Origin of the sequence: Pseudarthrobacter sp. lyk4-40-TYG-27 (assembly GCF_030209295.1) — a bacterium.
In the GTDB taxonomy this organism is placed as follows: domain Bacteria; phylum Actinomycetota; class Actinomycetes; order Actinomycetales; family Micrococcaceae; genus Arthrobacter.
The window spans coordinates 186,596-209,227 of the sequence record NZ_JARVSH010000005.1 but is presented as its reverse complement, the minus strand read 5'-3'; the positions used below and the strand labels follow the sequence as shown (position 1 = coordinate 209,227).

The 22,632-nt window shown below is 65.4% G+C and carries 23 protein-coding genes; 11 read left to right on the top strand and 12 right to left on the bottom strand.

Annotation, left to right across the window (positions count from 1 at the left end; genetic code table 11):
• Nucleotides 1–96 precede the first annotated feature (96 nt).
• The gene (locus QRM96_RS11730) at nucleotides 97–282 is read right to left on the bottom strand and encodes a hypothetical protein (RefSeq protein ID WP_109044984.1); all 186 of its coding nucleotides are present in this window, start codon (nucleotides 280–282) and stop codon (nucleotides 97–99) included.
• Between the two features lie 348 nt (nucleotides 283–630).
• On the opposite strand from QRM96_RS11730, the gene pucL reads away from it, so the two are divergent.
• Both pucL and QRM96_RS11720 read left to right on the top strand, forming a co-directional pair.
• Nucleotides 631–1,539, top strand: a complete 909-nt coding sequence (gene pucL / locus QRM96_RS11725) for a factor-independent urate hydroxylase (RefSeq protein ID WP_285319806.1) — start codon at nucleotides 631–633, stop codon at nucleotides 1,537–1,539.
• 152 nt (nucleotides 1,540–1,691) lie between these two features.
• The gene (locus QRM96_RS11720; RefSeq protein WP_109044986.1) at nucleotides 1,692–3,197 is read left to right on the top strand and encodes a nucleobase:cation symporter-2 family protein; all 1,506 of its coding nucleotides are present in this window, start codon (nucleotides 1,692–1,694) and stop codon (nucleotides 3,195–3,197) included.
• A 76-nt stretch (nucleotides 3,198–3,273) separates the two neighbouring features.
• Here QRM96_RS11720 and QRM96_RS11715 read toward each other — a convergent pair whose 3' ends face one another.
• Nucleotides 3,274–4,029, bottom strand: coding sequence for an IclR family transcriptional regulator (locus QRM96_RS11715; RefSeq protein WP_018761057.1), 756 nt, complete (start codon nucleotides 4,027–4,029; stop codon nucleotides 3,274–3,276).
• Between the two features lie 221 nt (nucleotides 4,030–4,250).
• Between QRM96_RS11715 and QRM96_RS11710 the strand changes: the two genes are divergently transcribed.
• The 4 genes from QRM96_RS11710 to QRM96_RS11695 are packed head-to-tail and all read left to right on the top strand — an operon-like array spanning nucleotide 4,251 to nucleotide 9,440.
• On the top strand, nucleotides 4,251–5,702 hold the full coding sequence (locus QRM96_RS11710; protein ID WP_285319804.1) for an NAD-dependent malic enzyme: 1,452 nt from the start codon (nucleotides 4,251–4,253) through the stop codon (nucleotides 5,700–5,702).
• A gap of 34 nt (nucleotides 5,703–5,736) precedes the next feature.
• Nucleotides 5,737–7,335, top strand: coding sequence for a malate synthase A (gene aceB, locus QRM96_RS11705; protein WP_285319803.1), 1,599 nt, complete (start codon nucleotides 5,737–5,739; stop codon nucleotides 7,333–7,335).
• Between the two features lies 1 nt (nucleotide 7,336).
• Nucleotides 7,337–8,611, top strand: coding sequence for a DUF6986 family protein (locus tag QRM96_RS11700; protein WP_285319802.1), 1,275 nt, complete (start codon nucleotides 7,337–7,339; stop codon nucleotides 8,609–8,611).
• Nucleotides 8,612–8,627: 16 nt separating this feature from the next.
• Entirely contained in the window at nucleotides 8,628–9,440 is an 813-nt protein-coding gene (locus tag QRM96_RS11695; RefSeq protein WP_018761053.1) for a bifunctional allantoicase/(S)-ureidoglycine aminohydrolase, read from the top strand.
• Between the two features lie 87 nt (nucleotides 9,441–9,527).
• Here the strand turns inward: QRM96_RS11695 and QRM96_RS11690 are convergent, their stop codons facing one another.
• From QRM96_RS11690 to QRM96_RS11675, 4 genes are all read right to left on the bottom strand, one after another.
• On the bottom strand, nucleotides 9,528–10,709 hold the full coding sequence (locus tag QRM96_RS11690) for a zinc-dependent alcohol dehydrogenase (RefSeq protein WP_026264394.1): 1,182 nt from the start codon (nucleotides 10,707–10,709) through the stop codon (nucleotides 9,528–9,530).
• A gap of 43 nt (nucleotides 10,710–10,752) precedes the next feature.
• Nucleotides 10,753–11,463, bottom strand: coding sequence for an HAD family hydrolase (locus tag QRM96_RS11685; RefSeq protein WP_285319800.1), 711 nt, complete (start codon nucleotides 11,461–11,463; stop codon nucleotides 10,753–10,755).
• The gene (locus QRM96_RS11680; protein WP_018761050.1) at nucleotides 11,463–11,753 is read right to left on the bottom strand and encodes a YegP family protein; all 291 of its coding nucleotides are present in this window, start codon (nucleotides 11,751–11,753) and stop codon (nucleotides 11,463–11,465) included. Before QRM96_RS11680 ends, QRM96_RS11685 begins: the two co-directional genes overlap by 1 nt.
• Before the next feature lie 114 nt (nucleotides 11,754–11,867).
• Entirely contained in the window at nucleotides 11,868–13,676 is a 1,809-nt protein-coding gene (locus QRM96_RS11675) for a glycoside hydrolase family 15 protein (protein WP_285319798.1), read from the bottom strand.
• A 40-nt stretch (nucleotides 13,677–13,716) separates the two neighbouring features.
• On the opposite strand from QRM96_RS11675, the gene QRM96_RS11670 reads away from it, so the two are divergent.
• Nucleotides 13,717–14,448 carry a DUF72 domain-containing protein gene (locus QRM96_RS11670; RefSeq protein ID WP_285319797.1) on the top strand — a complete coding sequence of 244 codons (732 nt, stop codon included), beginning with the start codon at nucleotides 13,717–13,719 and terminating at the stop codon, nucleotides 14,446–14,448.
• 31 nt (nucleotides 14,449–14,479) lie between these two features.
• Nucleotides 14,480–15,592: an App1 family protein phosphatidate phosphatase gene (locus QRM96_RS11665; protein ID WP_133831726.1), complete on the top strand. Its 1,113-nt coding sequence runs from the start codon at nucleotides 14,480–14,482 to the stop codon at nucleotides 15,590–15,592.
• A gap of 27 nt (nucleotides 15,593–15,619) precedes the next feature.
• On the opposite strand, the gene QRM96_RS11660 is transcribed toward QRM96_RS11665, so the two are convergent.
• The 3 genes from QRM96_RS11660 to QRM96_RS11650 form a co-directional block, all read right to left on the bottom strand.
• Nucleotides 15,620–17,167 (bottom strand): glycoside hydrolase family 1 protein, encoded by a 1,548-nt coding sequence (locus QRM96_RS11660; RefSeq protein ID WP_285319796.1) that lies wholly within the window; start codon nucleotides 17,165–17,167, stop codon nucleotides 15,620–15,622.
• A 95-nt stretch (nucleotides 17,168–17,262) separates the two neighbouring features.
• Nucleotides 17,263–17,640: a hypothetical protein gene (locus tag QRM96_RS11655; protein WP_018761045.1), complete on the bottom strand. Its 378-nt coding sequence runs from the start codon at nucleotides 17,638–17,640 to the stop codon at nucleotides 17,263–17,265.
• 96 nt (nucleotides 17,641–17,736) lie between these two features.
• Nucleotides 17,737–18,162 carry an Hsp20/alpha crystallin family protein gene (locus QRM96_RS11650; protein WP_026264393.1) on the bottom strand — a complete coding sequence of 142 codons (426 nt, stop codon included), beginning with the start codon at nucleotides 18,160–18,162 and terminating at the stop codon, nucleotides 17,737–17,739.
• A 142-nt stretch (nucleotides 18,163–18,304) separates the two neighbouring features.
• On the opposite strand from QRM96_RS11650, the gene QRM96_RS11645 reads away from it, so the two are divergent.
• A complete protein-coding gene (locus QRM96_RS11645) occupies nucleotides 18,305–18,619 on the top strand; it encodes a MerR family transcriptional regulator (RefSeq protein ID WP_018761043.1) in 315 nt (104 codons plus the stop codon).
• Nucleotides 18,620–18,653: 34 nt separating this feature from the next.
• Here QRM96_RS11645 and QRM96_RS11640 read toward each other — a convergent pair whose 3' ends face one another.
• The 3 genes from QRM96_RS11640 to QRM96_RS11630 all read right to left on the bottom strand — a co-directional run bounded on the left by QRM96_RS11640 (nucleotide 18,654) and on the right by QRM96_RS11630 (nucleotide 21,083).
• A complete protein-coding gene (locus QRM96_RS11640; protein ID WP_285319795.1) occupies nucleotides 18,654–19,451 on the bottom strand; it encodes a phosphatase PAP2 family protein in 798 nt (265 codons plus the stop codon).
• A 118-nt stretch (nucleotides 19,452–19,569) separates the two neighbouring features.
• A complete protein-coding gene (locus tag QRM96_RS11635; RefSeq protein ID WP_285319793.1) occupies nucleotides 19,570–20,448 on the bottom strand; it encodes an NAD-dependent epimerase/dehydratase family protein in 879 nt (292 codons plus the stop codon).
• Nucleotides 20,449–20,489: 41 nt separating this feature from the next.
• On the bottom strand, nucleotides 20,490–21,083 hold the full coding sequence (locus QRM96_RS11630; protein ID WP_109045732.1) for an adenylate kinase: 594 nt from the start codon (nucleotides 21,081–21,083) through the stop codon (nucleotides 20,490–20,492).
• Nucleotides 21,084–21,373: 290 nt separating this feature from the next.
• On the opposite strand from QRM96_RS11630, the gene QRM96_RS11625 reads away from it, so the two are divergent.
• A complete protein-coding gene (locus QRM96_RS11625; RefSeq protein WP_018761039.1) occupies nucleotides 21,374–22,117 on the top strand; it encodes a GAF and ANTAR domain-containing protein in 744 nt (247 codons plus the stop codon).
• 68 nt (nucleotides 22,118–22,185) lie between these two features.
• On the top strand, nucleotides 22,186–22,593 hold the full coding sequence (locus tag QRM96_RS11620; protein WP_018761038.1) for a response regulator transcription factor: 408 nt from the start codon (nucleotides 22,186–22,188) through the stop codon (nucleotides 22,591–22,593).
• The last annotated feature ends 39 nt before the right edge of the window (nucleotides 22,594–22,632 follow it).

Genomic DNA, 22,632 nt, shown 5'->3' with positions numbered 1-22,632 from the left:
TTACCGCCTCAGGCTATGGGAGTTCGCTGCCGGGGTCGCCAGTAGCGACTACTTGTGTTTGGCCGGCGTGGTTCCGCAGGTAGGCAGGGGCGGTACTCACATCCGCCGGCCGAATACCGGCAACGCGTGGACCCAGCGCGAGAACAGCCCGCGTTCGTGGTGCCGTTCTTCCGGAACGAACAAGTCCGGGTCAATCCCGCCGCCGATGGGGAGGTAGAACTCCTGTGCGCCGGTTCCCGCGGCCGGGGCGGCCGGCACGGAAGGGGTGTCCTGCTGGTACATCGAAACCTCCTAATTTCATATTGCGGAAAGCAAATTCTGCTTTGTGAAAGTTTAGAAGCAACACTGCGGGGCGTCAACAGTCGGCCGCCTGGCCCTTCCCGGGCGATCCGGTCACAAACTGATTTTTGGGGTTGTGATGTACACCACCGGCCGGCGGGGGTACGCTGGTAGGCAACTCGTGGCGCACGTCACGTAACCTGGGAGCAGCAGGCAGGGTCGTAATGAGCTGGCATCAATGGATGCCGGCTCTTTTTTGTTGGGTCGGCTCCACCGGAAACGCGCTTGAAACGCGCGCTTAATTTCAGTGATGGAACCTTGGTTCCACTTACCGGAGATTGGGAAAAGACCATGAGCAGCAAGATCATTCTCGGCGAAAACCAGTACGGCAAGGCCGAAGTCCGCGTCGTCAAGATCACCAGGGACACCAACCGCCACGAGATCGAAGACCTGAACGTCACCTCGCAGCTGCGGGGCGACTTCGCCGCGGCCCACCTTGAAGGCGACAACGCCCACGTGGTGGCCACGGACACCCAGAAGAACACCATCTACGCCTTCGCCCGGGACGGCATCGGTTCGCCCGAGGCGTTCCTGCTGCGCCTCGGCGAGCACTTCACCTCCAGCTTCGACTGGGTCACCGGCGGCCGCTGGGAAGCGGAATCCTACGCCTGGAGCCGCATCCAGGCGCACGGCAGCGAACACGACCACTCATTCGTCCGCAACGGCCGGGAAGTGCGAACCGCGGTCCTGGTCCGCGACGGCGCCGCCACCCACCTGATCTCCGGACTGAAGGACCTGACCGTCCTCAAGTCCACGGAGTCCGGCTTCGTGGGCTACCCCCGCGACCGCTACACGACGCTTCCGGAGACCACCGACCGCATCCTCGCCACGGACGTTTCAGCCCGCTGGCGCTTCAAGGCCGGCACCGACTTCAGCAGCCTGGACTTCAACAAGAGCTACGACGACGTCAAGGGCCTCCTGCTCGAAGGCTTCACTGAGAAGTACTCCCACGCACTGCAGCAGACCCTGTTCGACATGGGCGCAAAGGTGCTGGAGGCGCACAGCGAAATCGACGAGATCAAGTTCTCCATGCCCAACAAACACCACTTCCTGGTGGATCTCTCGCCGTTCGGCCTGGACAACCCCAACGAGGTTTTCTTCGCCGCCGACCGGCCGTACGGCCTGATCGAGGCCACCGTCCAGCGTGATGACGCAGCTGCCGCACCGGCGGCGTGGTCGGGCATCGCCGGCTTCTGCTAAAGGGCCACGCCCATGGTTTCGACAGGCTCAGCCATCGGTGGTTGAGCCTGTCGACGCCACACCCGGCACCACTCCCACATCTTCACAACACCTGTTAGCCAGACACCAGTTAGCCAGACGATGACGTCTGCCATGAACCAAGAAAGTCTGCCATGAACACCAAGAAGAAACTTGCCGCCGCAGCCGCTGGAAAAGGCGCACGGCCTGGCCGCCCCGAGGACCAGCGGCTCCCCGTTGGAAGCATGTTTGCCTACGGCTTCCAGCACGTCCTGACCATGTATGGCGGCATCATTGCCCCTCCCCTGATCATCGGTGCCGCCGCGGGAATGAACTCCCAGGACATCGGCCTGCTCATCGCCGCCTGCCTGTTCGTCGGCGGCCTCGCCACCATCCTGCAAACCGTCGGCATTCCGTTCTTCGGCTCGCAGCTGCCGCTGGTGCAGGGCGTGTCTTTCGCCGGTGTCTCCACCATGGTGGCCATCGTGCACGGCGGCGGCGGGATCCAGGCGGTGTTCGGATCCGTCATCGCAGCCTCCCTGATCGGCCTGCTGATCACCCCGCTGTTCTCGAAGATCATCCGATTCTTCCCGCCGGTGGTGACCGGAACCGTGATCACCACCATCGGCCTGACGCTGATGCCGGTGGCTGCCAACTGGGCCATGGGCGGCAACAACAAGGCTCCGAACTACGGCAGCGTGGCCAACATCGGCCTCGCCGCCGGCACCATGGGCATCGTCCTGCTCCTGAGCAAGGTGGGCAGTGCGGCCATCTCCCGGCTCTCCATCCTCCTTGCCATGGTCCTGGGCACCCTCATCGCCCTGGTTTTCGGCATGGCCGACTTCTCCAAGGTGGGCCAGGGCGAGATTGTCGCCTTTCCCACCCCCTTCGCCTTCGGACCCCCCACATTCGAGATCGCAGCCATCGTCTCCATGCTGATCGTCATCCTGGTGACCCTCACGGAGACGTCCGCGGACATCATCGCGGTGGGCGAGATCGTGGGCACCAAGGTGGACTCCAAGAGGATCGGCAACGGCCTGCGCGCGGATATGCTGTCCAGCGCCGTCTCGCCCCTCTTCAACTCCTTCACCCAGAGCGCCTTCGCCCAAAACGTGGGCCTGGTGGCCATCACCGGCGTCAAGAGCAGGTTCGTGGTCAGCGCCGGCGGCGTAATCCTGGTGGTCCTCGGGCTGCTTCCCGTCCTTGGCCGGGTGGTGGCCGCGGTGCCGACGCCCGTCCTGGGCGGTGCCGGCGTGGTGCTCTTCGGCACGGTTGCAGCCAGCGGCATCCGGACCCTGTCCAAAGTGGACTACAAGAACAACATGAACCTGATCGTGGTGGCCGCATCCATCGGCTTCGGGATGATCCCCATAGCCGCACCCACGTTCTACGACCAGTTCCCGTCCTGGTTCGGCACCATCTTCCACTCCGGCATCAGCTCCGCGGCCGTCATGGCCATCCTGCTGAACCTTCTCTTCAACCACTTCCGGGCTGGAAATTCGGACAACCAGTCCGTCTTCGTCGCTGGCACCGAGCGGCTGGTCAAGGCGGAGGCCCTCCGTTCCCTGGCGGACGGCGACAGGTTCGAGAACGGCAAGCTCATCGACTGCGACGGGAAGGAAGTCCGGATCGACTCAGCCGAAAAGGCATCGGAGCATTAGCAAGGACACAGCGAACGACGACGGCCCGCACCTTCCAGCGAAGGTGCGGGCCGTCGTCGTCAGCAGTTCCGCAGTATCAAGTGCGGTTGAGCTCGCGGGAGATGGCCTCGGCGGCCTCGCGGAGGACGGGAACGGCCTTGTCGGCGAAGTTTTCGTCCACCCGGGACACCGGGCCGGACACCGAGATCGCGGTGGGCGTTGGGGCGTTGGGCACCGCCATCGCAAAGCAGCGGACACCGAGCTCCTGCTCCTCCTCGTCGATGGAGTAGCCCCGTTCGCGGATGAGCTTGAGGTCGGCCAGGAGTTCTTCGACGTCGCCAATGCTCTTGGCGGTGGGGGTGGGCATTCCGGCGCGGGCCACGATGCCGCGGACGGTGTCGTCGTCAAGCTGGGCCAGGATGGCCTTGCCGACGCCGGTGGCGTGGGTGTGGGCGCGCCGGCCCACCTCCGTGAACATGCGCATGGAGTGCAGCGAAGGGACCTGGGCCACGTAGATCACCATGTCCGAATCAAGCACGGCCATATTGGAGGTCTCCCCCAGGCGGTCCACCAGGGTTTTGAGCTGGGGGCGGGCCAGGGCGCCGAGCTGCTTGTTGGCGCCCTCGCCCAACCGGATCAGCCGGGGACCCAGGGCATAGCGCCGGTTGGGCAGCTGGCGGATGTAGCCGAGCGATACCAGCGTGCGGAGCAGGCGGTGGATGGTGGGAAGCGGCAAATCGGTCGACGAGGACAGTTCACTGAGCGTGACGTCGCCGCCGGCATCCGTGATGAGCTCCAGCAGCTCGAAGACGCGCTCCACCGACTGCACTCCGCCGGAGGCTTTTTCTGCCATTCCGTTGTCTCCTATGGCTCGGAATCCGACAACTCTTATCCGCATCGTGAAAAGAGTTGCTTAGACCACCCAACATACAGCACGGCAGGACGCGCGGCGATGTCCCTCGGCAGTCACATCGCGAAGGGGTTGTGTTTCCATAAAGTAGATAATAATATCCATAATACGAAAATATTCGGATTAGAGCAGAAGCCGGACAAGGCCTAACAGGAGGACATTCAATGGCGAACCCCAGCCCCGGAAATTCGATCACCCTGCGCGTGGAAGCACCGTCGAGCTTCAGCGCCACCAGCGAACTCGCGGCAGCCGTCGGAGCAGCCGGCGCCGCAATCACCGCACTGGACGTCACCGAGTCCCACCACGAAACCCTCGTCGTCGACGTCACCTGCAACACCACCGACGACGCCCACGCCGCGCGGGTCAAGGACGCCCTCAACGCCCTCGACGGGGTCACCGTCCAGCACGTCTCGGACCGCACTTTCCTGATGCACCTCGGCGGCAAGCTTGAAGTGGTCCCCAAGGTCCCGCTGCGCAACCGCGACGACCTGTCGCGCGCCTACACCCCCGGCGTGGCCCGCGTCTGCCTGGCCATCGCCGAAGACCCCGCCGCCGCCCGCAACCTGACCGTCAAGCGCAACACCGTCGCCGTCGTCACCGATGGCTCCGCAGTGCTGGGCCTGGGCAACATCGGCCCCGCCGCCGCCCTCCCGGTCATGGAAGGCAAGGCCGCCCTCTTCAAGCAGTTCGCCAACGTGGACGCGTGGCCGGTCTGCCTCGATACCCAGGACACCGAGGAAATCATCCGCACCGTCAAGCTCCTGGCCCCCGTCTTCGGCGGCGTGAACCTGGAGGACATCGCCGCGCCGCGCTGCTTCGAAATCGAAGCCCGCCTGCGCGAGGAACTGGACATCCCGGTGTTCCACGACGACCAGCACGGCACCGCCATCGTGACCCTCGCGGCACTGGTCAACGCGCTGCGCGTGGTGGACAAGAAGATCGAGGACGTGAAAATCGTGGTTTCCGGCGTCGGCGCCGCAGGCTCAGCGATTATCCAGCTGCTCAAGGCCCAGGGTGCCCGCCACATCGTGGCGGCAGGACGCTCGGGCGCCATCCACCAGGGCGAGACCTACAACGATCCGCACCGCACCTGGATCGCTGAGAACACCAACCAGGAGGGTTTCTCCGGCAGCCTGCACCAGGCCCTGGCAGGCGCGGACGTCTTCATCGGCGTGTCCGCCCCGAACATCCTCGACGAAGAGCACGTGGCCTCCATGGCAAAGGACTCCATCGTTTTCGCCATGGCCAACCCCACCCCCGAAGTGGACCCTGCCATCGCCTCCCGGCACGCCGCCGTCGTGGCCACCGGCCGCAGCGACTTCCCCAACCAAATCAACAACGTCCTCGCCTTCCCGGGCCTCTTCCGTGGGCTCCTGGACGTCGGAGCGAGCGACATCACCCCGGAAATGCTGGTGGCCGCCGCGGAGGCAATCGCCAACCGGGTGAATGATAATGAGCTCAATGCCAGCTACATCATCCCGAGCATCTTCGACCCGCACGTGACCGCCAACGTCGCGGCGGCCGTCGCGGCCGCGGCCCACGCCTCACATGTGGCAACGGCTGCCGTTCCCGCCGATTCCGCCAAGGAGCCGGTGGCAGCACTGGCCTCCGCCTGACCGCCCGACTTCCCGCACAAGGAAAGGACCAGAAATGGCCATCACCGTCACAGATCCCCGGCCGATCAACCGCGCTGAGGAGATCCTCACCCCCAAGGCACTGGCCTTCGTGGAGGAGCTCCACAACCGGTTCGCCGGCACCCGCAACGAGCTCCTGGCGGCCCGTGCCGCCAAGCGGCAGCGGGTGGCAGAGACCGGCAAGCTGGACTTCCTGCCGGAGACGCAGGAGGTGCGCGACGGCGACTGGAAAGTTGCGCCCGCACCCGCCGCCCTGCAGGACCGCCGGGTGGAAATGACCGGGCCTGCCTCACCGGCGAAGATGGCCATCAACGCCCTGAACTCCGGAGCCAAGGTGTGGCTGGCGGACCTCGAGGACGCCAGCACCCCCACCTGGGCCAACGTCATTGACGCCATCCTCAATCTCCGGGACGCCGCGCAAGGCACACTGAGCTACACGTCGGAGGAAGGCAAGGAGTACCGGCTCCGCACCGACGCGCCGCTGGCCGTGGTGGTGGCCCGGCCCCGCGGCTGGCACATGCAGGAAAAACACCTGCTGCTCAACGGCGAACCCGCAGTGGGTGCCCTGGTGGACTTCGGGCTGCACTTCTTCCACATCGCCAAGCAGCTGGTGCTCAACGGCCAGGGCCCCTACTACTACCTGCCCAAGATGGAGAGCCACCTTGAGGCCAGGCTGTGGAATGACGTCTTCGTGTTCGCCCAGGACTACCTTGGCCTCCACCAGGGCACCATCCGGGCAACGGTCCTGATCGAGACCATCCCGGCAGCCTTCGAGATGGACGAAATCCTCTACGAACTGCGGGACCACGCCTCTGGCCTGAACGCAGGACGCTGGGACTACCTGTTCAGCATTATCAAGTACTTCCGCGATGCCGGCGAGGAATTCGTCCTCCCGGACCGCGCCTCCGTGGCGATGACCGCCCCGTTCATGCGCGCCTACACCGAACTCCTGGTCAAGACCTGCCACCGGCGCGGCGCCTTCGCCATGGGCGGCATGGCCGCGGTCATCCCCAACCGGCGCCACCCGGAAGTAACCGAAGCCGCGTTCGAGAAGGTGCGGGCGGACAAGACCCGCGAGGCCAACGACGGCTTCGACGGCTCCTGGGTTGCGCACCCGGACCTGGTCTCCACCTGCCGGGAGGTCTTCGACTCCGTGCTGGGGGACAAGCCGAACCAGGTGGACAAGCAGCGCCCGGAAGTGTCGGTCACGGCGGAGCAGCTGCTCGACGTCTCCTCCGCCGACGGCCAGGTCACCGAGGCCGGGCTGCGCCTGAACCTCTATGTGGCCGTGGCCTACACGGCAGTGTGGCTGTCCGGAAACGGCGCCGTGGCCATCCACAACCTGATGGAGGATGCCGCCACCGCGGAGATCTCCCGCTCGCAGGTGTGGCAGCAAATCCGCAACAAGTCCATCCTGGCGGACACGGGCAACACGGTGACCAAGGAGCTGGTGGAACGGATCCTGGGCGAGGAGACCGAGCGGCTCCGGACCGAGTTCGGTGACGAGGCCTTCCGCCGCTACTACCAGCCTGCCAGCGACCTGATCGCGGACATCTGCCTCTCGGACGGCTACACGGACTTCCTCACCACCCCCGCGTACGAACTGGTGGGCTGAGATGGCAGCACCCAAACCCTCCCTTTCGGCTGCGGACCTGGCCCACATCGACGGACAGCTGGCCGCCACGGACCGGCTGCTGGAGCAGAACTACCCCGGTGACGACGGCTCACGCCAGCCCGTGCACACGGTGTACGTGCCCGCTGACCGTTTCACGCCGTCGCTCGCCGCGGACTGGGGCGCCCAGGCAACTGCGACGGCGGATGCGCACGGCGGCTTCGAAAAGCTGGGGCGGCTCCTGGGCCACAACGAAGGCCTTGCGGGGGCGGTAGCCACCCGGGTGGCGGCCAAACTGGCTGCCGAGCCGATCGAGGACTTGCGGCTGGACTTCGAAGACGGCTTCGGGGACCGGGGCGATGACGCCGAGGACGCCGCCGCGGTTGCCGCAGCGGCCGCGGTGGCCGCCGCCGTCCAGGCCGGGTCCGCTCCCCCGTTCATCGGCATCCGCTTCAAGTGCTTCGAGGCGCCCACCCGTGCCCGCGGCCTCCGCACCCTGGACCTGTTTGTCTCCGGCCTCGCCGCGGCCGGCGAACTCCCGGAAGGCCTGGTCCTGACCCTGCCCAAGGTCACCACCGTGGCCCAGGTCCAGGCGATGGACTACGCGGTGTCCAGGCTGGAGAATATCCACTCCCTGCCCGCCGGACGGCTCCGCTTCGAGGTCCAGGTGGAGACGCCGCAGCTGATCCTCGGCCCTGACGGTACCTCCCCGGTAGCGCAGCTGCCGCATGCCGTGCCCGGCAGGATCAGCGGGCTGCACTACGGCACCTACGACTACTCGGCATCGCTGCAGATCTCTGCCGAGTACCAGTCCATGGAGCACCCGGTGGCCGACTTCGCCAAGGAAGTCATGCAGCTGGCCGTCGCCGGCACCGGCATCAGGCTCTCCGACGGTTCCACCAACATCATTCCGGTGGGCGACAACGTGGAGAACGCCTGGCAGCTGCACGGCCGGCTGGTCCGGCGGTCGCTGGAGCGCGGCTACTACCAGGGCTGGGACCTGCACCCCGCCCAGCTGGCCAGCCGCTTCGCAGCCACCTATGCCTTCTACCGTGAGGGCCTGCCTGCCGCGGCGGGCAGGCTGCGCAACTACGTGGAACGGACCGAAGGCGGGGTCATGGACGAGCCCGCCACCGCCCGGGCCCTGGCCGCATTCGTACTCCGCGGAGTCCAGTGCGGCGCCGTCGGTGCCGAGGAAGTCCAGGCGCTTGCCGGCGTCGGAATTCCGCAGCTGACCGGCCTGGCGCATCCTCGGCTCGCCACCACTTCCAACTCCTAGGCAAAGGATCCCTCTCATGGGCAAGTACTACTCCCCCACCGGCGGACTCCCGCCGCAGACCCACCTGACCACCGAGCGTGCCATCGTGACCGAGGCGTATACGGTGATCCCCAAGGGCGTCATGACGGACATCGTCACGTCCAACCTGCCCGGCTTTTCGAACACCCGGTCCTGGATCATCGCCCGTCCCATCTCCGGCTTTGCCACCACGTTCTCCCAGCTGATCGTGGAAATCGGCCCGGGCGGCGGGGCTCCCAAGGCCGAGTTCGAGGCCGGCGTCGAAGGCGTCATCTTCGTAACCCGCGGCAAGGTCAACCTCACCCTGGACGGCGAACTGCACCCGCTGGAGGAAGGCGGCTATGCCTACCTGGCCGCTGGTTCGGAGTGGGGCCTGGAGAACGTTTCGGACGACGTCGTGTCCTTCCACTGGATCCGCAAGGCCTACGAACGGCTTGAAGGATACGAGGCGAAGTCCTTCGTCACCAACGAGAAGGACGTGGAGCCCACGTCCATGCCGGACACGGACGACGTCTGGAAGACCACCCGGTTCACGGACTCCAACGACCTCGCCCACGATATGCAGGTGAACATCGTGACGTTCCAGCCCGGCGGCGTGATCCCGTTCCCGGAAACCCATGTCATGGAGCACGGCCTGTACGTCCTGGAGGGCAAGGCCATGTACCTGCTGAACAACGACTGGGTGGAGGTGGAAGCGGGTGACTTCATGTGGCTGCGCGCCTTCTGCCCGCAGGCCTGCTACGCCGGCGGGCCCGGCGAGTTCCGGTACCTGCTGTACAAGGACATGAACCGACAGGTGAAGCTCACCTAGGCGCGCACTCCGGGCCTGCAAAGACAAAGCAGGGGCTGTTACGGAAGATCCGTAACAGCCCCTGCTTTGGTATCCAGGTACCCGGGCTCAGGCGCCCGGGTTAAGGACCACTTTGATACAGCCGTCTTCTTTTTTCTGGAACTTTTCATACAGGGCGGGCGCGCCATCCAAGCCCGCACGGTGGGTGACCAGGTCCATTACGCCCAGAGGATCGTCGTCGTCCTCCACCAGGGGGAGCAAGCGGTCCGTCCAGTTACGCACGTTGCACTGCCCCATCCGGACCTGAAGTTGCTTATCGAACATGGTCAGCATGGGCAGCGGGCTGGCCTGGCCGCCGTAGACGCCGCTCAGCGACAGGGTGCCGCCGCGGCGGACCGCGTCGATGGACGCATGCAGGGCGGCCAAACGGTCCACGCCGCCTGTCTCCATGGCTTTCTGCGCCAGTTTGTCCGGCAGCAGCCCAAGCGCCTGGTGTGCAAATCCTGCCAGGGGGGAACCGTGGGCTTCCATGCCGACGGCGTCCACCACCGCGTCCGGGCCGCGCCCAGCGGTCATCTCCCGGAGTTCGTCCCCAATGGTCTTGCCGTAGTCGAGCGTTTCCACGCCGTGCCGCGCCGCCATTGCGCGCCGTTCGGGGACGGGATCAATACCGATCACCCGGAAACCACGATGTACGCCAATGCGGCCGGCGAACTGGCCCACGGGTCCCAGCCCGAACACGGCAAGGGTGCCGCCGGCCGGGACATCCGCGTACTCCACGGCCTGCCAGGCGGTGGGCAGGATGTCGGAGAGGAACAGGTACCGCTCATCCGGAAGCTCCTTGCCAACCTTCACAGGACCGTAATCCGCGTGCGGCACACGCAGGTATTCGGCCTGGCCACCCGGAACGGAGCCGTAAAGCTCGGAATACCCAAACAGCGCCGCGCCGGAGCCCTGCTCCGTGACCTGTGTGGTTTCGCATTGAGACTGCAAGCCCTGCCTGCACATGAAGCACGTGCCGCACGAGATATTGAAAGGGACCACGACGCGGTCGCCTTTGCGGAGGTTGGTGACCCCGCTGCCCACCTCCTCCACGATGCCCATCGGCTCATGTCCAATGACATCGCCCTTGTGCATGTAGGGGCCCAGTACCTCGTAAAGGTGCAGGTCGCTGCCGCAAATGGCCGTGGACGTGATGCGGACGATCGCGTCCGTCGGTTCCTGGATCACCGGATCAGGAACTTCCTCCACGCTTACAGAACGCTTGCCTTGCCACGTCAGTGCTTTCACAGTTTCCCTTTCGCGCTGCTTTCCCTGGTGCAGTTCGGGTGGATCAGTTGCTCCCGCGCGCCAGCAGCCGGCCAATGGCGCTTGAGCCAAGGTTTTCCAGCAGGTGACGGGGGCTTTCATAGACCTCGACGGCGCCCGCGGCCCTGAGTTCAGTCGCGCTGATTCCGCCGCAGGTGACGCCGATGGCGGGAATATCCAGCGCAGCAGCAGCCTTCATGTCCCACACGGCGTCACCGACATACACGGCGTTCGCGGCGTCGATTCCGAGCGCTTTTATGGCCGCCGCGAGGATGTCCGGCGCAGGCTTGCTTTCCTCAGCGTCCTTGGAACTCGTGGCGGCATCGATAAAGGCGTCCGCGTCCAGCACGGAGCGCATCACCTGCAAGTCCCTTTCCCGGGCCGAGGACGCCAGTGCCACCGCCAAGCCGTCCGAGTGGCATTGCTCCAGGAGCTCCTTTGCCCCTGCGAAAGCACGCAGCGAGGGCCAGTGCGAGGCATACAGGGCGCCGTGGCTGGCCATGACGTCGTCGTCTTCGGAGCGGTCCCGGTCCGGCGGCAGGAGGTTGTCCACCAGGCGGGCGCCGCCCATGCCGACAAAGTGGTGGATGGCCGCCATCGGAACATCGTGTCCGTACTGGCGGAACGCGCCCCACCAGGCGAGCGTATGGATATAGGACGAGTCGATCAGCGTCCCGTCAACGTCAAAAAGGACTCCGTAGCGTCCATTGTCAGGCGGCGAGGAGGCTCCGGGCATCAGCCGACGGCCGTCCGCCGCACATCCGGCGCTTTTTTCCGTTTCGCCGCGTCTTCCTTCGGGGAGCTGACGGGCCGCACCCGCTCCCGTATCACCGAACCCGCGCCGTCCAGGCTCTTGTCCCGAATGAGTCCCGTGCCCGCGATTTCCCTGGCCATGGCAATGCCTGCGACGGCCGCCCGTTTAGTCGGGAAAGTCACTGAAATGGCCATCAGGTTCCCGCTTCCGTCCATCATCCTGATCCGGTATCCGCCGTCAGGGGCATCCACGAGTTCAAAAAATCCGGCCACAACTATCACTCCTCCGTCAATCACGGCATTGTGCTGGGGAGCACTCCATGAGGTGTTAGTAAGTATACTTATCTATCCCGCGAAGGAGAAGTTGCGGCCCCGGCCCGCGCCGCCTCAGCGCGAGTCCGCCCCTTCCGGCGGAATGGGAGCGTCACTGCGCCGAACCGTATCCTGATGCAGCTCCAGGGCGCTAGTCACAAGGGCGAAGTGGCTGAACGCCTGTGGCGTGTTACCCAACTGGCGGCCGGCTTTGACCGCCCATTCTTCGCTCAACAGCCCCACATCATTGCGCAGTTCCAGCAACCGTTCGAACAGTTCCCGTGACTCTTCGTGTCGTCCGGCGCCGAGGAGCGCCTCCACCAACCAGAATGAGCAGGCCAGGAAGACGCCCTCATCCCCGGGCAAGCCGTCGTCGCTTTGTTCCGGCCGGTACCGGAGCACGAACCCGTCCTGGGTCAGCTCCCGTTGGATGGCCTCGATGGTCCCCACCACTTTGGGATCGTCCGGGGGCAGGAAACCCACCCTGGGAATCAACAGCAGGCTGGCGTCCAGCTCAGGCCGGCCATAGGACTGGACGAATGTGTTGCGCTCCGCGTCGTAGCCGTTGGCCAGGATGTCCTGCCGGATCCGGTCCCGCAACGCCTCCCAGCGCTCCACCGGGCCAGGCAGCCCGGAGTCCCGCACTCCCTTCACCATCCGGTCCGCGGCCACCCATGCCATGACCTTGGAATGCGTAAAGTGCCGGCGCGGCCCCCGCATTTCCCAGAGCCCGTTGTCCGGCTGGTCCCAGATGGTCTCCAGGTGCTCCATGAGGGCAATCTGGACGTCCCAGGCCTCGTCCGTGTGCTTGAGCAGCGAGTTCCGGGTCAGCGCCAGGCAGTCAAGGACCTCACCCCATACGTCCAGCTGGAATTGCTCGGCCGCCGCATTTCCGATCCGCACCGGAGCGGAATTCTCGTAGCCCTTCAACCAGGGCAGTTCCATCTCCGGCAGCCGCCGCTCGCCGTGGATCCCATACATGATCTGCAGGTCCGCGGGGTCTCCTGCCACAGCACGGAGCAACCAGTCCCGCCAGGCGGCCGCTTCGGCCTTGTACCCGGCAGCCAGCAGCGCCTGGAGGGTCATGGTGGCATCCCGCAGCCAGCAATAGCGGTAGTCCCAGTTGCGTTGGCCGCCCGGCTGTTCCGGCAGCGATGTTGTGACAGCGGCGACGATCCCCCCGGTGGGCGCGTAGGTAAGGGCCTTGAGGGTTACCAGGGAGCGCACCACGGCATCCTGGTACTTCCCTTGGACCGTGCATTGCGAGGACCAGCCCTGCCAGAACTCGAACGTGCTGTGCAGGACTTTTTCCGCCTCGACCGAAACCGGCCGGCCCACATGGCTGGGAGCCCACGTCAGCACGAACGGCACTTTCTCGCCCGCATTGACCGTGAAGTCGCTGACGGTATGCATGTTCTCGCCGTGCAAGGGTGCGGGGGTCACCAGGTAGACGGCGTCCGGGCCGGCGATGGCGTGCAGGCCGCGCTTGTCCTTGCGCACCCAGGGCACGATATGCCCATAGTCGAAGCGAAGCACCAACTCGCCGTGCATCTTTACGCTGCCGCTGACACCCTCGACGATCCGGACGATGTCGGCCACGGAGTCGCGGGGCGGCATGAAGTCTGTGACGCGAACCGTTCCGTCCGGCGTTTCCCACTCGGTATCCAGGATCAGGCTTCCGTCGCGGTAGCTCCGGCGGGTGCAGGTACCACCGCCTTCCGGAGCCAGCAGCCAGCGCCCGGCGTCCGGTGAGTCCAGCAAGGCGTTGAAACACGCAGGGGAATCGAACCGCGGCAGGCAGAGCCAGTCGATCGAACCCTCCTTGCTGATGAGGGCACCTGTGTGAAGGTCGCCAACGACCGCATAATCCTCAATTCGCGCCATGGCATTACCCTGCCACACAACACTGTAGGAACATCGAAGAATGGCAGTCCACATCGGTACCTCCGGCTGGAGCTACGACCATTGGGAGAACGTCCTGTACCCGCCCGGCCTGCCGGTCCGGGACCGGCTCCAACGCTATGCCGCCAGGTTCAGCACAGTTGAGCTGAATGCCAGCTTCTACCGCTGGCCCCGCGACACCACCTTCGCCGGCTGGAACAGGCGGCTGCCACCCGGTTTCAGCATGTCCGTCAAGGCTCCCCGCGGCCTTACCCACGCCCGCAAGCTGTACGCACCCGAAGTCTGGGTGGAACGCATCGCCCGGTGCTGGCATGAACTGGGGGACAAACGTGCTGTGCTCCTGGTCCAGCTGCCGCCGCAGTTGGGCCGCGACGACGCCCGGCTGGAGTACTTCCTGGCAGCGGTTCCGGAATGGATCCGGGTTGCCATTGAGTTCAGGCACCCCAGCTGGGACTGCCCGGAGGTGTTTTCCCTGTTGGAGCGGCACCAGGCGGCCTATTGCATCATGAGCGGTGCCAACCTGCCGTGCATCCTGCGCGCCACCGCGCCATTTACCTATGTCCGCCTGCATGGTCCCGACCACGAGCACTTGTACGGCGGCTCCTACTCGGAGGCCGACCTGCACTGGTGGGCGGACCGGATCCGCGAATGGGACAGCGGCGGCCTGGACGTCTACGCGTACTTCAACAACGACGGCGGCGGGAACGCCGTGCGAAACGCCGAAACACTGCGTGGGATCCTCGGCGCCGGCTGATCCGAACTCCACGCTGTGGCAGAGTGGTGGCATGGACACGGCTCCCCAGCATCCGGCCCGGAAGACGGCACGCAAGCCCACTCAGGCGGTGCTGGCCCAGTACGCCCTCTCCGGGAACCAGGCCTTCCGGCTGGCCCACCGGGTCTCGGACGCGGTCAACAGCCTGCGGATCCGGCTGGCGAAGCGCTGGAATTTCGTGCCGCAGACCATCGCCTACCAGGGGTACGGTTCCACGACCCGGGTACGTGTGCTGGGCCGCGTGCTGCTCACGCAGAAGCCGCTGCCGGGAAGCCGGGCGGAGCGGGAAGCGAAAATCGGCAACCAGAACATCCGCGGCTGGCGTGCCTTCACTGGCGTGCCGCTGCAGTTTTCCGACGTCGAGATCACCATCGGCGACGTCGTCACCCACATGACCGCGGACCGGGGCGGACTGATCGACACCGAAGTGGACGTCCAGCTTCCCCCCGGCTGGCACACGGCGGTCCTGCGCGCTGAGGGAACCGAACCGGCCGAGGCGCTGATCCAGGTGATCGCACCGGAGGTGAAGTTCGGAATCGTCTCGGACATCGACGACACCGTCATGGTGACCGCGCTGCCCCGGCCCTTCCTGGCGCTGTGGAACACCTTCGTGCTCAGCGAACGGGCACGGATGGCCACTCCGGGCATGGCGGTGCTGCTGGACCGGCTGACCATCGAGCATCCCGATGCCCCCGTCATTTACCTGTCGACGGGCCCTTGGAATGCGGCCCCCACCCTGGGACGCTTCCTGACCCGCAACATGTACCCCAAGGGCGCGCTGCTCCTGACGGACTGGGGCTTGACCCAGGACCGATGGTTCCGGAGCGGCCAGGAACACAAGCGGCGGAACCTGGATCGCCTGGCGCAGGAATTCCCGGACATGCGGTGGCTCCTGATCGGTGACAACGGCCAGCACGATGAAGCCATCTATTCGGCGTTCGCCGCGGAAAACGCCGACAAGGTGGCGGCCATCGCCATCCGGCAGCTGTCCGTCAGCGAATCGGTGTTCGCCGGCGGCCACTCCGAAGACGGTGACCACACCTCATCAAAAGTTCCGTGGATCTACTCCCCGGACGGGGCAGGCATCGCCAAGCAACTGGCCATGCTGGACCTGCTCCGGGGCTGACCCCGAACCGGCCCGGCCCCGCACGGTCTAGGCGCTGGCACCCAGCGCCGCGCCGTCGTCGGGCGCTTCACTGCCGTCCAAAGCCTCCGGAACAACGGCCTGGGCGATGGCGGCATCCGCGGCCAAGGCGAGGTCGCGTTCCTCGATGAGCTCCTGGAACCAGAAGTAGGAGGCCTTGGGCGTCCGCTCCAGGGTCTCGAAATCCACGTGCAGGAGGCCGAACGGCTGCTTGTATCCGGCGGACCATTCGAAGTTGTCCAGGAAGGACCATACGTAGTAGCCGCGGAGGTCAACCGATTCCGCTTCGCCGCCTGGGGCCGTAGCCTTCAAGGCGGCCTCAAGGTGGTCGGAAATGTACTTCAGCCGGCGCTCGTCGGGAATGAACCTGGTATTGGTGGACTTGTCCCGGACAATGATGTCCTCAAAGCTCGCTCCACCCTCGGTAATGATCACCGGAGGCAGGTTGGGGTACCGCTCCGCCATCTCCTTCAGCGCGACCGCCATGTACTCGGGCTTGACCGGCCACCCGTAGGCGGTGATGTCCGCTTCAGGCCACGCCTCGACGTGGAACGGTGTGGCACCGCCGCCTGCTGCGTTGAGGTCGCTCCCCATCGCCTCCGCCATGCTCGGCGGCACCGCGCCGCTGCCGGGCCCCACGGCGACCTTGGTGGGCATGTAATAGTTCAACCCGTAGAAATCCAGGGGCTGCGAAATGATCTGCATGTCCTCCTCGGGATGCTCGAAGGAGCTGAAGAACTTGGCCGCCCGGATCACGTCCGGGTACTTGCCGGTCAGGACCGGGTCCGCGTACAGCCGGTTCTGGCCCAGGTCCATCAGGCCGGCGCTGAGCTTGTCCAGCGGGTTGATGGAGTTCGGCACCATGGGGGAATAGACGTTGGTCATGCCGATCTCTCCCGGCACCCCAGCGGCACGGAGTGCCTGGACCGCCAGGCCGTGGCCGAGCAGCTGGTGGTGGACGGTGGGGAATGCACCCAGGGCCAGCTCCTTGCCGGGTGAATGCACTCCCAGCGAGTAGCCGTTGGCGCTCACCGTTGCCGGTTCGTTGATGGTGACCCAGCGGGCCACCCGGTCGCCGAACGCATCGGCTACGAGGCCCGCGTACTCCCCCAGCCGGTAGGCCATGTCCCGGTTCATCCAGCCGCCCGCCTCGTCCAGCTCCAGCGGCGTGTCCCAGTGGTAGATGGTGGCCATGGGTGAGATCCCGTTGGCCAGGAGTTCATCCAGGAGCCGGTCGTAGAACGCCAGGCCCGCACGGTTTACCGGCCCGGTTCCGCCGGGCTGGATGCGGGGCCAGGAGAACGAGAAGCGGTACGAGTCCACGCCCAGCTGCTTCAGCAGGGCCACGTCCTGCGGCATGCGGTGGTAGTGGTCGGTGGCTATGGCCGGGCTGTGGTCCCCCACGATAGCCCCGGGCTTGGCGGCAAACACTTCCCAGCCGGACTTGCCGCGGCCGTCTTCGTCCAGCGCCCCTTCAATCTGGAATGCTGCGGTGGCGACGCCAAGCGTGAACCCCGGGGGGATAAGCGCTGCGAGGTCCTTGGCGGTTTTGTGCATGGAGGCCAGCCTTTGTTGCAGTGGTTCGGGTACGTCTCAGGATTACACAGCAGGGACAGGCTGACGAACAGCAACTCCCTTGGCCGGCACGTTGGCTACTGCGAGCCGAAGAGGAACTCCTTGGCGTGCGCCACTGCCTTGCGGAAGGCGTCATTGCGCAGGGTCACCAGATGCTCTGCGTCGCCGTCGGACGGTTCCAGGTACCCGGTGTAGCCGGGCCGCAGGACCCAGATATCGCCGGCAGGTGGAAGGTAGAACACGCCGAAGGACCGTTGCTGCGCCTCATCGGCCGTCCAGATGGGGACCACTGCCAAGGCAGCACCGGTGGCCGGGTTGATCCATTGTGCCCGCGGCATGGGCTGCTCATGTGCTTCCGGGTCCAAAAACGGCGCAGTTCCCGGGCCCCACCGCTGCTCGAAGCGCTCATGGAATGCAGGAATCAGCGGTGAATCGTAGCGCCGCCACTCACTCATGGGGTTTCCGCCTCCTTGGATGAAGTCCTCTGTGCCCGCCAATGGCTGCCGGCGTCCCCGCCCGGAGGCAGGGACGCCGGCGCAGCGCCACGGATCCTAGGCGTCGATCTGCTGCATGCCGCCTTGTTGGGTCTGGATCTCGATCTTTCGCGGCTTGGCTTGCTGGGCAACCGGGATCCGCAGGGTGAGCACGCCTTGGTCGTAGGCGGCCTTGATCCTGTCGGTATCCAGGGTGTCGCCCAGGATCAGTTGGCGGCTGAACACGCCGCGTGGACGCTCGGACGCCACCAGTTCCACGTTGGGCTGCGTGGGGTCCTTGCGTTCGGCCCGCACCGTCAGGACGTTCCGTTCCACGTTCAGGTCCACGGAGTCCACGTCCACGCCGGGAAGGTCGAACGCCACCACGAATTCGCCGTCTTCCTGCCAGGCGTCCATCGGCATGGCTGCCGGGCGGGCGGCGGTTCCCAAAACCTGCTGCGCGAGCCGGTCCAGCTCACGGAACGGGTCCGTACGCATCAACATCATTTCCCACTCCTTCAGCTTCAAGGTGTCGGATATCCGGCCACCCACCACCTACTTATCTATGGCGGTGAATGTAGATTTTTTATAGCACCAGTGGGAAAATCGGGCAAGACCCTGTTGCGCGGATTTTTTGGGAGAACCCATGACGGAACCTGCAGGCGGCCGGCCCGGCCGCTCCCCCGGCCCACGCGCCCTGTACGCGATCTCGGTAGCGGCGGAACTGGCAGGCACCGGACAGCAGAACATCAGGCTGTACGAGGCGAAAGGTTTGCTGACGCCTGCCCGGACCGCAGGCGGCACGCGGCAATACAGCGAGGAGGACATCGCCGTGCTGCTTCGGATTGGCGAACTCCTCCAGGAAGGATTGAACCTCGCCGGTGTCGCCAAGGTCCTGGAGCTGGAGGCAGCAAACCTGAAACTGCACCGGGCGCTGAAACGGGCGCGGTCAAGGCCTTAGCGGGGCAGGAAGCCAACCGGCTCGTCGCGCCGGCTCACTCCTGCGGCGATTCCGCCTTGGAGAGCTCCCCGGTGATCGGTTCACCTTCGATCCTGGCCGTCCGCCAGGTGTCGAGGGCGATGACTCCGCCGAGGATCATCAGCGAGAGGGAGAACGACGCCAAGGTGTCAGTGGGCCAGTGGTAGCCCAGGTAAAGGCGGCTGGCGATTGCCAGGACAATTCCGATGCCGGCTCCAATAAATCCGAAAAGGGCTGCCCGCCGGCTGCGGCGCCGGGACACGATCAGGTACGCGCCCACCAGCAGGAAGTCGCAGGCACCCAGGACATGCCCGGATGGGAACGAGAACGTTTGGTCCGCACCGAACAACATCTGGTCCACCGGCGGCCGAGAGCGCTGCACGATGTGGAGGATGATCTGCGAAACGATCACCCCCGCCAGCATCGCGGACGCCAGCAGGATGGGCCGCCAGGCATGTTTGGCCGCGAAGCCCCAGACGAGGATCACCACCAGCACAATGATGGGCAGGGCGATGGGTCCAAAGAACACCGCCAGGAAAATCATGATGGCGGTGACGGTGCCCGAACGCGTGGTCAGCAGCCAGTCATGCACGGGTTCGTCGGCCACCGTCAATCCAGTGGACTGCACCACGCTGACAAGGATGGCGGTAAAGAGCGCCAGCCCCACTACGGAGAGGATGACCGACGCCCGGTACAGCCCGCGCCGGTCCGCCACGTCCACGTAGCGCTCCTCCACGACGAACTTCTCGTTGAAGGTATGCCACTTGCCGGCCTTGTGCTCCGCAACCCCGGACCCTGATGATCTCTGTACCAATGTGCTGCCTTGTCCCTGCGCCGTGATAAATGCTTAGGGCTGAACACTATCCCGGTGAAGGCCCATTCACTCCATCATGCGCCCGGCAATCGCGGCGGCCGCGGGAAAAACGCAGGCGCTACCCGATGCCGCCCGCCGTGCCGGCAGGAGCGGCTGCGTGGTTCCGCCAACTGTGCTCGGGTTCGAAGCCAAGCATGCGCCGGGCTTTGTCGATGGAGAGCATGGTTTCGTGTTCGCCCAGTTCCTTGGTGACCTTGACGCCGGGGAAGACCTCCGCGGCCAGGCTGGCGCTCGAGCGGCTCATAACGGTGTCTGCGTTGGCAATGATGAAGGCTTCAAAGCCGGGCTTTGCGTTCTCCAGTGCCCGGGCCACTGCCTGCGCACCGTCCCTGCCGTCGATGTAGCCCCATAGGTTCCACTTGCGCAGCGTTGCGTCCTCATCGAACGAGGGGAACCGCTCGTAGTCAGACTCGTCCATGACGTTGGAGAAACGCAGCCCGGTGATGCTCAGCTCCGGGTCCCAGCGGGTCAGTTCCACGGCCATCCGTTCCTCCAGCGTCTTCACCAGGGAATAGGTGCTCTCCGGCCGGGGAGGGTATTCCTCGTCCACCGGAATGTAGGGCGGGTCGACGTCGAACGGCAGGCCGAGCACGGTCTCGCTGGAGGCGTACACCAACTTCTTGATGCCGGCCCGTCGCGCTGCTTGGAAGACGTTGTAGGTGGAGAGCATGTTGTTCTCGAACGTCGCGGCGTCCGGAAGGATGCCAGGGGCGGGGATGGCACCAAGGTGCACCACGGCGTCGAATCCGTCGTGGCGGTCATCCACGCCCAGGAGCGCATCCACCACCTGGCCGTAGTTGCGCAGGTCCACCACCAGCAGGCCCGGGCTCCGGCTACCCGCGCGGTCCAGGTTGAGGACCTGGTGGCCGTCGTCGGTAAGCCGGCGCACCACGTGCCGGCCAAGTTTTCCGCTTCCGCCTGTAACCGCAATTCTCATCAGTGTTTCCTTCTGTTCGAGTCCACCATGCTTTGCTCCGGTCAGGATGGCCGTCGCGGTGCTGCCAGGAATTGTTCGACGGCGGCAATCGCCAATGCGGTAATCTCCCCCGGATCCCCGCTGCCGTTGACGGATACCAGGATTCCCCGGCCCGCGTACACCGAGACTACTTCATGCGTCTGGCGGTGGTAGAGGTCCAACCTGCGTCGGAAGACGTCGATGGTGTCGTCGGTGCGGCCTTGTTCCTGCGCCCGCCGGTGCATGCGCTCTTCCAGTTCGGCGTCGGGAGCGCGCAACTCGATGACAGCGTCCAGCCCGTGCCCCTGGGCGGCGAGCATACTGTCCAGTTCCGTTGCCTGCGGTGCCGTGCGCGGGTAACCATCGAGCAGGAAACCGTGGCTGACGTCGCCATCAAGGAGGCGGTCCTTCACGAGGGCATTGGTGAGGTGGTCGGGAACGAAATGGCCGCCGTCGAGGTATTCGGCAGCCTGGTTCCCCAGCTCCGTCTTCCGGCTGACGTTGCTGCGGAAGATATCCCCTGTGGACACCGCCGGGACCCCGAAGTGCCTGGCCAGGTGTTCAGCCTGGGTTCCCTTGCCGGAGCCCGGCGGGCCGATGATAAGAAGCCTGGTCATGTTCCTGTCCTCCCCGGCGGGCTGCCTTTGGGTTGGCGCCGCATCCGGTGGCCGGCTCCCGCTTCATTGTGCCGGTTACCCCCTGCATGGCGCCAGCGTCCGGGCTGTGACGGCGCAGCGGGCATGACGTTTCGCCTTCCTTGCGGATGTATATACTCTGGTTATCGGTTTAGCAGCGGGCCGTTGGAAAGTTCTTCGATCCAGCGACCATCACCGACTCCCCGCCCACATTGCGGGGCGTTTGTGTGTTGCCGGCTCGTTTTGACCTGAGCGAATGGCACCAAGAAACAGTGGCCAGCGAGTCAACAGCTAAACCCGATACATCCATAACCGAGTACCTGCATGAAATTGTCCTGGACAGCTCCGACGTCGAGGACTTCCTCAATGAGTTGGCGCAGGTCTCCGCGCGCAACCTCTCCGAACCCGGCGATGAGATGCTGTGCGCCGTCACCCTGCTCAGGCAGCGGAAGGGCACCACGGTAGCCAGCAGCAGCGCTGAGGCACGGGTCATTGGACGGTTTGAGCACCGGTTCACCGAGACACCGGGCATGACTGCAGCAACTGCCCAGGAAACTGTCCACGTCCCGGATCTCAACGCTGATGGCCGCTGGCCCGACTACTCCTCAGCTGTGCAGGCAGAGGGGATCCGGTCCGTCGCGGCGCTCCCGTTCCGGCTGGAGGGCGACACCAAGGCAGCCTTGCTGCTCTACTCCGGCCGTGCGCACCGTTTCGAGGGCCGCATCATGAAATGCGCCGAGGATTTTGTCAGCCAGACCTCGCTGGCCCTGCGGCTGGCGATCCGCTTTGCGCACTTCAGCGAAACGGCGGCGAACCTCCGCGCCACCCTGGAAAGCCGGACCGTCATTGACATGGCCGTCGGGATCATCATGGCCCAGAACCGGTGCAGCCAGCAGGACGCCTTCGACATCCTGAAGACGGCGTCAAGCACCCGCAATTCCAAGCTTCACGATGTGGCCGCCGCCGTGGTCCACTCCCTGGGCCAGGGACCCGCGCGGACACATTACGACGGATAGGGCCAGGGCCCCGGAAACCCGGCACAGGGGCGATAGACTGTTGCCAACTTTTTCGCCGGGGGGCTTGGATGGAACAGCAGCGCACCTGTCTTGTCGTTGAAGACAACGACGACATCCGCGGACTGATTTCAATAGTCCTTTCACGTGCGGGCTTCGTAGTGAAAGCCGTTGGCACCGGGTCGGAAGCCATCGCCGCGGCGTCCGACCCAGGCATCGCCCTGGTCACCTTGGACCTGGGACTCCCGGACATGGACGGGCACGTGGTTGCCCGTGCCATCCGCGCCAGGAGCTCTGCCCCGTTACTCTTCCTCACGGCCCGCTCGGAGGGGGATGACGTCCTGGCAGGCATGGCGTCCGGGGCCGCCGCCTACCTCACCAAGCCTTTCCACCCCAGGGAACTTGAAGCGCTGGCACGGCGGTTGTGCCCCACACCATTGGCAGAGGAGCCCAGCACCACCGGCACCTCCCTCTGCTGAGCGGAGCGGCATAGGGCGACGACGGGACTCCCGCCGCCG

Coding starts and splice junctions, on each gene's coding strand:
- QRM96_RS11730 (WP_109044984.1), bottom strand. CDS start 282: ATGTACCAGCAGGACACCCCTTCCGTGCCGGCCGCCCCGGCCGCGGGA.
- pucL (WP_285319806.1), top strand. CDS start 631: ATGAGCAGCAAGATCATTCTCGGCGAAAACCAGTACGGCAAGGCCGAA.
- QRM96_RS11720 (WP_109044986.1), top strand. CDS start 1,692: ATGAACACCAAGAAGAAACTTGCCGCCGCAGCCGCTGGAAAAGGCGCA.
- QRM96_RS11715 (WP_018761057.1), bottom strand. CDS start 4,029: ATGGCAGAAAAAGCCTCCGGCGGAGTGCAGTCGGTGGAGCGCGTCTTC.
- QRM96_RS11710 (WP_285319804.1), top strand. CDS start 4,251: ATGGCGAACCCCAGCCCCGGAAATTCGATCACCCTGCGCGTGGAAGCA.
- aceB (WP_285319803.1), top strand. CDS start 5,737: ATGGCCATCACCGTCACAGATCCCCGGCCGATCAACCGCGCTGAGGAG.
- QRM96_RS11700 (WP_285319802.1), top strand. CDS start 7,337: ATGGCAGCACCCAAACCCTCCCTTTCGGCTGCGGACCTGGCCCACATC.
- QRM96_RS11695 (WP_018761053.1), top strand. CDS start 8,628: ATGGGCAAGTACTACTCCCCCACCGGCGGACTCCCGCCGCAGACCCAC.
- QRM96_RS11685 (WP_285319800.1), bottom strand. CDS start 11,463: ATGCCCGGAGCCTCCTCGCCGCCTGACAATGGACGCTACGGAGTCCTT.
- QRM96_RS11675 (WP_285319798.1), bottom strand. CDS start 13,676: ATGGCGCGAATTGAGGATTATGCGGTCGTTGGCGACCTTCACACAGGT.
- QRM96_RS11670 (WP_285319797.1), top strand. CDS start 13,717: ATGGCAGTCCACATCGGTACCTCCGGCTGGAGCTACGACCATTGGGAG.
- QRM96_RS11665 (WP_133831726.1), top strand. CDS start 14,480: ATGGACACGGCTCCCCAGCATCCGGCCCGGAAGACGGCACGCAAGCCC.
- QRM96_RS11660 (WP_285319796.1), bottom strand. CDS start 17,167: ATGCACAAAACCGCCAAGGACCTCGCAGCGCTTATCCCCCCGGGGTTC.
- QRM96_RS11655 (WP_018761045.1), bottom strand. CDS start 17,640: ATGAGTGAGTGGCGGCGCTACGATTCACCGCTGATTCCTGCATTCCAT.
- QRM96_RS11650 (WP_026264393.1), bottom strand. CDS start 18,162: ATGTTGATGCGTACGGACCCGTTCCGTGAGCTGGACCGGCTCGCGCAG.
- QRM96_RS11645 (WP_018761043.1), top strand. CDS start 18,305: ATGACGGAACCTGCAGGCGGCCGGCCCGGCCGCTCCCCCGGCCCACGC.
- QRM96_RS11635 (WP_285319793.1), bottom strand. CDS start 20,448: ATGAGAATTGCGGTTACAGGCGGAAGCGGAAAACTTGGCCGGCACGTG.
- QRM96_RS11630 (WP_109045732.1), bottom strand. CDS start 21,083: ATGACCAGGCTTCTTATCATCGGCCCGCCGGGCTCCGGCAAGGGAACC.
- QRM96_RS11620 (WP_018761038.1), top strand. CDS start 22,186: ATGGAACAGCAGCGCACCTGTCTTGTCGTTGAAGACAACGACGACATC.